Here is an 11,327-nt window from a genome sequence, read left to right on the forward strand (position 1 = left end):
CGACGTCAGCGTAATAATTTGATCTCTCGTCGTACTTTGCGGATACAAATTCCAAATGTGGTATCATTAACCACAGACATAATATGGATTTTACCATCAAGCGGTAAGCTTCACAGCCCAGCGTTACCTTAAGGATTTAGCCTTTTCATGCCTTCAATTTGGAGCGGGCTTGCCAGTTTGCAAGACCAACTTTTCCGACAATTTATGTTTAGAGCATCCAAAGCAGCCTCTCTTTTGGTGCGTGGTATATTGTGCTCATTAGTCAGTGCACTCTTTACCTTTTCCCACGCGCAAGAGTCTATTTCATACGATATCCAAGGGGTAGAGGACGACAAGCTGCGTAATAATATCCGCCTGCATTTAAACAGTCTCGATGTGGAAAAATCGTTGCTTACTGACCCTTATTGGCAAGATGAGGTTGGCGAAACGGTAGCCACGGCTGTTCAACCTTATGGCTATTACAATAGCGAAACGAGAGTTCGCATTGAAGAAGGCGACAAGGTTACGGTAAATGTTGCTTTAAATACACCGCTTACCATTAATAAGGTTACCCGCGAGATTATAGGAGCAGGGCGTGAAGATAAGGCTTTCAGAGAGCGCTTTAATTCGCTAAAGCTTAAAGAAGGCGACGTGTTAAACCAAACCATTTACGAGTCGTTTAAGTCGTCCATGTTTAACTACGCCTTATCTAATGGGTACTTTGATTATCATTGGCAAGCTACTCGGCTCGATTTAGTGCGGGAGGAAAAACAAGCAAACGTACTTTTGATTGCGCAAAGCGGTCCGCAGTATCAATTTGGAGAGCTTAAATTCATAGGCGATGACAAGGCAAAAGCCATCATTGAGCGGCTTAAACCATTTAAGGCCGGTGACGCTTACTCTTCAGCGATACTTGCCGACTTCAATAGAAGTCTGAACCAATCTGGGTACTTTACTCGCGTTATTGCTCGCCCGGTTGTGAGTGAGGCCGATGGCTTGCTGGTACCGGTTGAGGTTTCACTCCTTCACAGACCTACCGATGCTTTTAACGTCTCCGTTGGTGCTGCTACTGACACGGGTCCACGCGTTCGCTTAGGCTGGGAACGCCCTTGGGTGAATAGTAAGGGGCACTCTGTGTCATCTGATATTTTCATTTCTGCGCCTGAACAATCCGTGACCGCCGACTACCGAATTCCTATGAGAAATATTACGCGGGACTACGCCAGTATTGAGGCCGGATACCAGTTTATTGAATACAGTAACACCTCCTTTGAGAGTGAAACCTTATCACTGTCGGCACATAGATATTGGCAACATGACAAGTCGCCGTGGCAGCACGATGGCTCGGTAACCTATCTACGTGAGACCTATGACCAAGGGGAATTAAGTACGAACACCACGTCGTTAGTGTTACCCGGATACTCGTTGACTTATCGCGATAAGGACAGTGAACTAAACATTAATAATGGTACTTATCTTCAAATGCTCACTCAAGTTGGCAGAGAAGGTTATGGTTCTGATATCGATTTTGCTAAAGCCGTTGTTGAAGGGTTAGTAATCCGCACTTTTAATGATGTACACAGAATCACGATCCGCGGTGAGGCAGGGGCGATCAAAACGAATAGTTTTGACGAAGTACCTACCTCACTACGCTTCTATGCCGGTGGCGATAAGAGTATTAGAGGCTTTGAGTACCGCGAAATATCACCTAAAGCCGAAGTTATTTCCCCAGAAACCGGTAAGCTGACAACAGACTCAATAGGTGGAAAGTACTTACTTACATCAAGTGTGGAATACGCTTACCAGGTGGCTGACAACTGGCGAGTGGCTGCCTTTTTTGATGCGGGTACAGCAACAAACGATACCAGCACAACGTTGACATACGGTATTGGTCCAGGCGTTCATTGGCTTTCACCTATTGGACCTGTAAGGTTTTATATTGCAAGAGGCTTTTCCCCTGACCAAAATACGTGGGACATTCACATAATGCTGGGGCCAGAGCTATGAGGAAACGTACGCTTTCGGCTATTTTACTTTCACCGGTGTTTATACTGGTGGGCATATACGCAGTATTAATAAGCCCGTTAGGTGGGCCTACCGTTAAATTCCTAGCCAACGCTTTTGTTGAAAACCTTTCCATTGATGCCATCGACGGCGGGTTTGCTGACACTTTAGAAGTGCATAACGTTACGTGGGAAAATCCACAATGGAAAGTATCTGCGCAATACGCTTATATTGATATTACGTGGCGTTGTTTGTTTGAACCCAGAGTATGCGTTAACGAACTAACGTTAGAAAACGCCACGCTAACGCAACTTTCAAGCACGCCAGAAACGTTGGAAGACGAACCAACCTCTAACAAGATTGAATTACCGTTTCCCATTGATGTGGGATATTTAAATTTAACCAATATCAAACTAGCACTGCTTACGACAACCGTTGAAGTTGATGAACTAGAACTGTCTGATTTTGAGGGTAATCAAAGCCTTGCGCTTGACAGCTTTGCTGCTAAAGGGGTTCGCGTTGCTCTACTCGAAGATACGACTACAAGTGCGTCGCACGTATCCACGACAACCCCGCCGCAATCAGACCAAGAGCTATCAGGAAACGACCCAGAACAGGAAACAGAACAAGCCGTAGAAAAAGAGACGCCAAAATCTGATCGCGCATTACCTACATCGTACTCACTCAGTTACGACGTACCTGAACTTCCTACGATCACTGCGCCTATTCCATTCTCCCTTGGTACCCTGTTAATAGAAGATTTACAGATAATTCAGGGGAACACTAAACAACGTTTTTCGCTCATTTCACTATTGGAAACTCAATTTAAAGGCAGCAATGTCGCGATTGAGGAGATGGCCATTGTGCATGAACAAGGTGAGGTGCAGGGAAAGGCAAGCGCTACGCTTGACGGTAACTTTCCGCTAAATGTGGTTATTAACGCCAAAACAATGTTTAGCGACGCACAACAAGAAGTGAACCTAACGGCTTCAGGGGCGCTGGACGAACTTACAATGTCAGTCACAGCTAAAGGTGCTGTGAGCGCAAACGCCAATCTAAATGCCGACATTTTAGATAGTAATCTTCCCATACAGTTCACAGCACACTGGCAAGACCAAGCCATACCCACTATGGACAATGCCACCCTTAAAGAAGGTCAGTTAACGCTTAACGGCACCATGGGTGACTACATACTTAAAGGGGCTGGCGCCGCGACATTACCTGATATTGGCAACGTGCCGGTATCTCTTGATGTGGTATTAAAAAAGAACAACATTTTTGTGAACCAAGCCAACATTAAAGCCTTGGAAGGTAGCTTAACCAACACGGGTACACTTTATCTCAATGAAAGCATTGCCTGGGAAGGAAAAACAAAGCTTAAGAGCGTGTCAGGAAAGCAATTCAGTATTTATGCGCCTGAAAAGATTTCGGGGGAAATCGACAGTATTTTGCAATACTCTGAACGCGGCGGATTACATATGAGCCTTAGAGACATGTCAGTCTCTGGCGTGCTTCAAAACAAACCGTTTCAAATAAAAGGGAACGCGGTTTACGCCGGCCCCAGTGATTTATTCGTGACTAACGTCAATATTATTCAAGAGCACGAGCAGGAGAAAAACACTATTCGTGCTATCGCTCAAGTGCTAAATAAGCGCCATTTAAACGCAAACATTGCAATTAACGTTAATGCTATTTCTAGCTTGTATCCAGAAGTAATGGGGGCGGTGAGCGGAAACATCACCGCAACTGGCCCTTGGCAAAATCCGAGCGCTAACGGCACAATTACTCTGTCTGATATCGTTGTATCACCGAATTTAAATGCGTCTGCCGCACAGCAAGGACCATTGAACGGCGAGATAAAAGTTAACGGTACCTATCGCGATCACACCGCAGATATCGACCTCAATGTGCCCAACAACAATATTGCACTGTCGCTAAAAGGCGCATGGACAAACAATCACTGGGTGGGCGAAATTAGCGATACCGCATTAAAGCTTGCCAATATGCAGTGGTCACTATCCAGCCCATTTAGCGTAGACATCGGTACTGAACCTGTCACGGCTAGAATAGGGCAACATTGTTGGACCTCCAGAAAAGAGGGTGAACTGTGTATATCAAACGTAAACTATCAAGGAGATAAAGCGAGCTGGGATATCAGCGCCACAGCGTTGCCCATTGGTTTATGGGCAAATGAACTTGCGCCTATCGCTATTTCGAGTCCCTCAGACGCCACGTTAACGGTCAAGACGAAAGGGAGCTACTCACCCAAAGACCCTATCGATGCCACTTTTACCGCTTCGGTAAGCGCTGCGCCATGGCAGCTTGGGGAAACAAGACCGCTAACACTCACTATCAATTCCATTGAAACTAATGGAACCATTAAACAAGGGCAGCTAACGTCAACCTCAGTCATTTCAAGCCAAGATGTGGGAGATGCAACGCTGACATTGAGTACTCGTCCCTTTGATGAACGTATTCCGCTTGATGGAAAGCTGGTAATGCAAGGACTTAACGTTGCCCCCTTTAAACCGCTTTCCCCAGCTATAAGAACACTTACCGGCATGCTAAACGGCGATGTGTCGTTAAGTGGTTATGTAGATGACCCTGCACTTAACGGCGAACTGAGTATTTCCAACGGCGCTATCGATATACAGGATACGCCTGTTACGCTTGCCGACTGGAATCAAAAAGTCATGCTTAATGGTCAAACTGCCGCGTTAGACGGCACCTTTGTATTAGGCGGTGGGAAAGGCGCACTTAAAGGCGAGCTTGACTGGTCATCTAACCCCAGCGCTACTTTCAATTTAAAAGGAAATGGTTTCGAAATTCGTCAGCCTAATATCCGACTCAAGGTGTCGCCCAATATCGATATAGCCGCCACAAAAGAAAAAGTGGATGTAAATGGTGAGGTGAATATTCCGTGGGCGCGCATCGAAATAGAATCGCTTCCTGAGAGCGCAGTTTCTCCATCGAAAGACGTACACCTTCGAGGCGAACCCGATAGAGAAGAGCCTTTAGATATTATTCATGCCTCAGTACTGGTTAACATCGACAAAAACAAAACCCAAGAGGTGAAGCTGGAAGCGTTTGGTCTTACCGCCAGTCTTTATGGCGGTATCCGTGTGAACACCCAACCTGCACTCGTGGGTTATGGTGACCTCCAAATTTTAAATGGGCGCTACAGTGCTTACGGACAACAGTTAATTATCCAAACCGGTGAGGTGCAGTTCAACGGCCCTATCGACCAGCCATTGTTACTGGTTGAAGCCATCCGCGACCCGGCTAAAACCGATGACGACGTAATTGCGGGTATTCGCATTGACGGGGCAGCCGATTCACCGAGCATCAATCTGTTTTCAGAGCCTGCAATGGATCAGCAGGGCGTGCTGTCGTACTTGCTCACTGGTTCAGGTCCGAACTCGGGAACACAAGATCCAAACTATGCTTCACTGTTATTAGGCTTTGGCTTGTCAAATACCAAGACCTTAACAGGGCAGGTGGGAAGCGCGCTGGGAATAGATGATTTTAGTTTAAGCACTAACGAAGACTTACTGTCAGTAACAGGGCAAATTAACGAACGACTATCTGTGGAATACAACGTAGATGTTGGATTAAGGCAAAACGATGCCAGTAGTACACTAAGACGCAGACAACTACCGCCTGACTTAGCGGTAAAATATCAGCTTTTACCAAGTTTATATTTAGAGGCCATTCAAACTACGCTTGAAGACCAGTCGGAGTTTGCGTTAGATCTTTATTACGAATTCTTCTTGGGCGATAACAGAACCCGTAAAGATAGTGATGAAGATGAAGACGACGGTGAATCTAACGACAGTAGTGAAAGCTCACCAAAAGCGCGGAATGATAATGTGGGCGCTTCTGACACTTCTAGTAAAAACTAAGCGCCCAAACTCAAAACGTCGCATTGGTGCACCCTTGCTTCCTTAGCGCTGCTGCGCCATCTTCTGAAGCGTTTCGAGTTGACGCTCAAAGCGCTTTTGTCTTTTGCTCGCCCATACATACCACACCAGCATCACAATGCTTATGGAAGTCATGACTATGGCCATTTTCACAATTTTCTCTGGCGTAAGCTCTCCATAGAAATAGCGTTCCAACAAAAAACCACACCCAAATAACACTGCAGTCCATGTCGAGTGTTTAGTGATAACCGCAATCTTTACGTTATTCTTAATTTGCTTTGTAAGCTGCATCAGATGGTCAGCGGTTTGAGTGTCTTTTGAGAACGCAGCCACTCTTCTTAGCCATAGCTGGTACACAAGCAGGGGAAGAGCAGTAATCAGCATAAAGATAAACATTGCCTGAGCGACAAAAGTGAATTCTTCCCAGGTAATAACTAGTACGTAGACCGCTGGGATAAACGCTAAAGAGTCTACTAACATATACCAGCGTTGCTTTGTCCGCTCACTGCTTAAACTGGCTTTTACTTCTTCAAGGTTAATAGTCGTAACTGGCTGAGCTTGCCATAGTGCAGATAGGGCATCGTTTTGCTCATCGTCTACTGATACGGGCGGGTTCGTTTGATTCTCTTTATCTGAGTTATGCATGCGGTTGCTCCTGCATGATACTTTGCTTGGCGCGTTTTAATATCACGCCAACATGGTTTTTAGTCAGACCACATACGTCTGCAATTTCATCGTAACTTAAGCCTTCAAGAGAAAGTGTAAGCACTTGTCTTGATTGAAGTGGTAGCGCCCGTACCGCGCATAATAGGCGCTCTAGCGATTGGTGCTGACTAGACATTTCTTCTGGTGAGTGGGTATTACTCGCGAACCCGTCAGAACCAAGATCATCGTGGTCATATTGATGGGTATCGAGACGCTTCACTTGACTTGCTACGTGAGTAACTGCGCGGTTGTGAGCTATCTTCAAAATATAGGTTTTCACGCTGCTATCGCCCTTAAAGCGAGACAGTCCCTGCCAGACGGCAATAGCAATTTCTTGCAATAATTCTTGCTGCATCGCCTCGTTTGCTTCATAGCTGTTGGCTACACGGCTTAGTATTGCCCCGTATTGCGCAAAAACATCTTCAAAACCCTGCCCCAACGTCACATCCCTAATCACAAAAACTATTGTTATTTTATTGTGTTACTTCTATCAGTCTGCCCATAGAAATTTTTATTACAAACTTTTTTCATCAATGCTGTAATTTTTTTAAGCAACAAATGACTAGTGAAAACAGTAAGTGCAGTAACGTGCGTTTAGGGCATTTTCCCTAAAAGCCTTCAACCTTGAAATTTGGATTAGGAAAACACTATGTCTACATTAAGTTTAGTTTTGTTAATTGGCAGCCTTACGTCGCTTGTGCTTTTGGCAAGCTACCTAGACGCAAAATTTCAGTGGCGATTAAACGACTGGATGAACGGCGAGTGCAGCAACCCTTTCGTTAAAAGCGTGACCGACAAACAGCAGCAGCGTTTAGAGGAAAAAGATGCGCAGATTAAAACTTTGATGGCGCGAATCGAAACCCTTGAAACCATTGTTACCGAGCCTGCTTATGAACTGAATAAGAAAATCAACGCGCTCAAATAAACGGTTTGACCAGACCCTAGCTCGACACCGGTGGGCGACGCATAAAGCGGGGAACTTTCCCCATTGCAATAGCGTTGCCTACCAGCACAATCACCACCCCAACTACAGATAGCACGCTCCAAGTATAGCCTTCAAAAAACGTGGAAATAACCAGTGCAACCATGGGGTATACCAAGACCACATACGCAGCCTTGTCAGCCCCCATTTGCTTTATCAGTTTCATGTACGCGCCAAACGCGAACACAGAGCCAAAGATAGCCAGATAAAGCAGCGACAGGTAGAACTCGGTGTGAGTAGGAATGACCAACTTACCCGGCATTGCCAGTGAAGTGATGAAAAGCAGCACCATGGCGTAGCTCATGGCATAGAAATTCATTTGGATAACAGGCGTACCCGAGGTCAATATACGCTCGGAGATAACGTTACCTGTTGAGGCGCAAAAAAAGCTGACAAACGCAATGGCGAGGCCGGTGGCAAGCGCCGCATCCATGGATACTTTGGAAAACTCAGGTACAAACAAACACACAATGCCCAGCAAGCCAAACGTCGCGCCTATAACCACTTCTTTTCTTATCGGCTCTTTCAGCCACCAGCGCCGAAGCACAACGTTAATGTAGATAATACAAGAGCTCATGAGGGCTAGCAGCGCACTAATAATGTGCGCTTGCGCCATATACAGCAGCGTGTAATTTAAGCTATATAAAAAGAGGCCGACTGCGGCCATTTTCACATGAACATGTACTGGTAGCTTAAGCGGCAAACGTCTAATAATACAATAAGCCCCCAAGCAAGCCGACGCCAATAAATAACGTAGCGCAATGGCAAAGGTTTCAGAGGTATGCCCTATTTGATAAGTGATCGCTATCCAGGTTGAGCCCCAAATCAAGCAGCACAGGGCAAATAAGGTCGCGTTATTCATACCGGCGCTCTAACCCTGAGGATCTGATGAACAAGAAGATAAGTGGGCAGATAAATGGGCGATAGCGCTATTGAGCAATTTTTGCCTAGCGCCATTACCAATCCACGCATTATGCGGCGTAACCAGCAAGTTAGGTAACGCCTCTTTAAGCAATATATGGTCAACAGGCGGGGGCTCGACACTTAGAACATCTAATCCCGCGCCACCAATTTGGTTGTTTTTAAGCGCATGATAGAGTGCCTCCTCATCAATCAATCCGCCGCGAGCCGTATTAATTAGAAAAGCACTTGGCTTCATCAACGACAATGTATCGGCGTTAATAAGTTTATCGGTGGCTTCAGTAAGCGGGCAATGAAGACTTATCAAATCAGCATCAGGTAATAGCGCTTCAAGGCTTGGACGAGGGTCGTCTTGTTTACCTGGGCGAGCAGCGATACTCACCTGCATACCCATAGCCTTAAACAATGCCTCTACACGCTTTCCAAGCTCTCCATGACCTACAATCACGGCATGTTTGCCCGCCAATTCCACCACGGGGTGATTGAGTAAGCAGAAATGAGAAGAAGCAGACCATGCCTGATTGCTCACATCGCGCTGATACGCCACGAAATTGGTGGCCAAATTTAGTGCCAAGGTCAAGGTATGTTGAGCGACGCTGTCTGTGCCGTAGCCCTCCACATTTTGAACGATAATACCGGCTTGTTCGCAGTAATCACGGTCGATATTGTTCATGCCGGTCGCAGTTACGCCAATATAGCGAAGCTGACTGGCCTGCTGTAAATCTTTGGCTTGTAGCACGACTTTGTTAACCAACACAGCATCGGCATTTTTAATGCGCTCGGCAACGTCTTCGGCTTGAGTTTGTTGATGAAGCGTAATCTCGGCGTCAAAATTAGTTCGTAAGTCATCTAGTGACGAGGTATCAAGACTGGGCAAATCCATGGTTTCGGCGTCTAGAAAGACAACCTGCTTTTGTTTGCCGTTGCTCATCGCTTGTGATGCATTGTGTTTTGTCATTTTTGCCACGCCCTACATCACTTCCACAATCGATTCTAACGCCGTTTTGATGTTGACTGGAATGGGAATAGCCTTGTCCGTTTTCCTATCTACAAACACATGCACAAACTGACCATGAGCCACGCGTCGCTTGTTCTCTCCGGCATAAACCGACAACCCATAAGTTACCGAGCTTCGACCTATTTTGATAACGCGTAAGCCCACAAAAATGTCTTCAGGGTAAGCCGCTGGTGCGATGTACTGACACTGACTGCTCACCACATACGCCACGGTTTGTCCGTTGTGTATATCCAGTCCACCTTCTTCAATTAAAAAGCGATTCACCGCGGTATCAAAGAAACCGTAGTACACAACATTGTTGATATGTCCGTACGCATCATTGTCTTGCCAACGGGTGGCGATAGTGACTTTGTAAGGGTAATCGGCAAGTGTCGGGGTAATATCAGTCATGATCATTCCTTGGCTTATCTAAATTCGACGGTGTAGCTAACGCAAAAAAAGTATCGATAAACGAATACTCACATAAGTGCGGCAAAGCCGTTAGTGAGTTGCAGTTCTAGTCGCCACTGCGCCTATGAATAAAGCACCATATCGTCTCGGTGAACAGCAACGTCAGTGGTTTCATAACCTAACACATTGGCTATCTCTTTCGACTTTTTCCCTTTTATAAGGCGTAAGTCTTTTGCGTTATACAAGCAAAGCCCCTTGGCAATAATTTCCCCTTGGCACACCACTTCAACAGCGTCACCTTGTTCAAACAAACCGGTAACATCAACAATACCCGAAGGCAGTAATGACGCGCCTTTTCGCACTAAGGCGTCTTTTGCACCGCTATCAACTTCTATTTGTCCGGCAGTTTTAAGCGTATGGGTAAGCCACAATCTGCGCGCACTGGCGGGAGTGCTACTTGCATTGAATAATGTTCCCGGCACTTTACCTTCAAGTAAGGTATCGAAGGTTTCGCCTTTGCGTCCGTTTACAATAAGGGTTTGAATACCGCTGCTGGTGCACTTATCTGCCGCTTCAATTTTTGTGCGCATACCCCCAGTTCCTACCGCAGTTCCCGCGCCACCTGCAAGGTTGTAAATGGTGCTGTCTATTTTATCCACCTGTGGAATGAGTGTGGCGTTGGCATCTTTTCTTGGGTCAGCGGTAAACAAGCCGTCGATATCAGAACAAATAATCAAGGTATCAGCTTGGGCAACTAATGCCGTATAGGCGCCTAAGTTGTCATTGTCTCCGACTTTAAGTTCATTAACGGCTACCGTGTCATTTTCATTCACAATAGGCAAAGCCTGATGATTCAATATTTCACGTAAGGTATTTTTGATATTTACGTAGCGGGTTCTATCACGCAAATCATCCGCGGTCAGTAAAACTTGCGCACAGGGAAAGTCGAAAAAGCGCTGCCAGTTGGCCATCATTAGATTTTGGCCAATTGCAGCCATGGCCTGCTTCTCGGCAATAGACGCATTGTGGCGCACCTTTACCTTGCTGCGGCCTGCAGCAACACTGCCTGATGAGACAAGAATAATTTCTTTTCCAGCGTCGCGGCTTGCAGTGATAAATCGTGCAAGAGACAACAGATAGCGGCCACTACATTCATTGCCTTCAGGAGCAATAAGCGCACTGCCAACTTTTATAACGGCACGTTGCCAATTAAAACGGTTCATAGGGGGAAGAAAAAAGAAAACAAGAGCTTAAGAATACGACAGTTGAGGCACGAAACAAAACGATCTGTTACAGTTTTTTTGCGTTAAAACATGGCTAGTTTACGGTCAAAAAATTGGATTGTGACAGCCATACTTATATACTAGGCGGTGTTATCTTATAACAATACTAACTTACAAGTTGCAAG

General features: G+C 45.8%; 9 protein-coding genes. 3 read left to right on the top strand and 6 right to left on the bottom strand.

Annotation, left to right across the window (positions count from 1 at the left end):
• Positions 1 to 147: 147 nt before the first annotated feature.
• Both BGK61_RS01645 and BGK61_RS01650 read left to right on the top strand, forming a co-directional pair.
• Positions 148 to 1,986 (top strand): autotransporter assembly complex protein TamA, encoded by a 1,839-nt coding sequence (locus tag BGK61_RS01645; RefSeq protein ID WP_015000105.1) that lies wholly within the window; start codon positions 148 to 150, stop codon positions 1,984 to 1,986.
• Positions 1,983 to 5,885 carry a translocation/assembly module TamB domain-containing protein gene (locus tag BGK61_RS01650; protein WP_076011997.1) on the top strand — a complete coding sequence of 1,301 codons (3,903 nt, stop codon included), beginning with the start codon at positions 1,983 to 1,985 and terminating at the stop codon, positions 5,883 to 5,885. The genes BGK61_RS01645 and BGK61_RS01650 overlap by 4 nt, the downstream gene beginning before the upstream one ends.
• Before the next feature lie 42 nt (positions 5,886 to 5,927).
• Here BGK61_RS01650 and BGK61_RS01655 read toward each other — a convergent pair whose 3' ends face one another.
• Both BGK61_RS01655 and BGK61_RS01660 read right to left on the bottom strand, forming a co-directional pair.
• Positions 5,928 to 6,548, bottom strand: coding sequence for a hypothetical protein (locus tag BGK61_RS01655; RefSeq protein ID WP_015000107.1), 621 nt, complete (start codon positions 6,546 to 6,548; stop codon positions 5,928 to 5,930).
• A complete protein-coding gene (locus tag BGK61_RS01660; protein ID WP_015000108.1) occupies positions 6,541 to 7,047 on the bottom strand; it encodes an RNA polymerase sigma factor in 507 nt (168 codons plus the stop codon). Before BGK61_RS01660 ends, BGK61_RS01655 begins: the two co-directional genes overlap by 8 nt.
• Positions 7,048 to 7,257: 210 nt before the next feature.
• Here BGK61_RS01660 and BGK61_RS01665 point away from each other — a divergent pair, with 210 nt between their 5' ends.
• Entirely contained in the window at positions 7,258 to 7,533 is a 276-nt protein-coding gene (locus tag BGK61_RS01665) for a hypothetical protein (RefSeq protein WP_015000109.1), read from the top strand.
• A gap of 16 nt (positions 7,534 to 7,549) precedes the next feature.
• Here the strand turns inward: BGK61_RS01665 and BGK61_RS01670 are convergent, their stop codons facing one another.
• The 4 genes from BGK61_RS01670 to proB form a co-directional block, all read right to left on the bottom strand.
• The gene (locus BGK61_RS01670; protein WP_015000110.1) at positions 7,550 to 8,452 is read right to left on the bottom strand and encodes a DMT family transporter; all 903 of its coding nucleotides are present in this window, start codon (positions 8,450 to 8,452) and stop codon (positions 7,550 to 7,552) included.
• Positions 8,453 to 8,461: 9 nt separating this feature from the next.
• Positions 8,462 to 9,469, bottom strand: a complete 1,008-nt coding sequence (locus tag BGK61_RS01675) for a D-2-hydroxyacid dehydrogenase (RefSeq protein ID WP_015000111.1) — start codon at positions 9,467 to 9,469, stop codon at positions 8,462 to 8,464.
• Positions 9,470 to 9,481: 12 nt separating this feature from the next.
• Positions 9,482 to 9,919, bottom strand: a complete 438-nt coding sequence (locus tag BGK61_RS01680) for an acyl-CoA thioesterase (RefSeq protein WP_015000112.1) — start codon at positions 9,917 to 9,919, stop codon at positions 9,482 to 9,484.
• A 122-nt stretch (positions 9,920 to 10,041) separates the two neighbouring features.
• Positions 10,042 to 11,142, bottom strand: a complete 1,101-nt coding sequence (gene proB / locus BGK61_RS01685) for a glutamate 5-kinase (RefSeq protein ID WP_015000113.1) — start codon at positions 11,140 to 11,142, stop codon at positions 10,042 to 10,044.
• Positions 11,143 to 11,327: the final 185 nt, after the last annotated feature.

It is taken from the genome of Alteromonas abrolhosensis (assembly GCF_001953635.1).
Lineage (GTDB): Bacteria > Pseudomonadota > Gammaproteobacteria > Enterobacterales > Alteromonadaceae > Alteromonas > Alteromonas abrolhosensis.

Coding starts and splice junctions, on each gene's coding strand:
- BGK61_RS01645 (WP_015000105.1), top strand. CDS start 148: ATGCCTTCAATTTGGAGCGGGCTTGCCAGTTTGCAAGACCAACTTTTC.
- BGK61_RS01650 (WP_076011997.1), top strand. CDS start 1,983: ATGAGGAAACGTACGCTTTCGGCTATTTTACTTTCACCGGTGTTTATA.
- BGK61_RS01655 (WP_015000107.1), bottom strand. CDS start 6,548: ATGCATAACTCAGATAAAGAGAATCAAACGAACCCGCCCGTATCAGTA.
- BGK61_RS01665 (WP_015000109.1), top strand. CDS start 7,258: ATGTCTACATTAAGTTTAGTTTTGTTAATTGGCAGCCTTACGTCGCTT.
- BGK61_RS01670 (WP_015000110.1), bottom strand. CDS start 8,452: ATGAATAACGCGACCTTATTTGCCCTGTGCTGCTTGATTTGGGGCTCA.
- BGK61_RS01675 (WP_015000111.1), bottom strand. CDS start 9,469: ATGACAAAACACAATGCATCACAAGCGATGAGCAACGGCAAACAAAAG.
- BGK61_RS01680 (WP_015000112.1), bottom strand. CDS start 9,919: ATGACTGATATTACCCCGACACTTGCCGATTACCCTTACAAAGTCACT.
- proB (WP_015000113.1), bottom strand. CDS start 11,142: ATGAACCGTTTTAATTGGCAACGTGCCGTTATAAAAGTTGGCAGTGCG.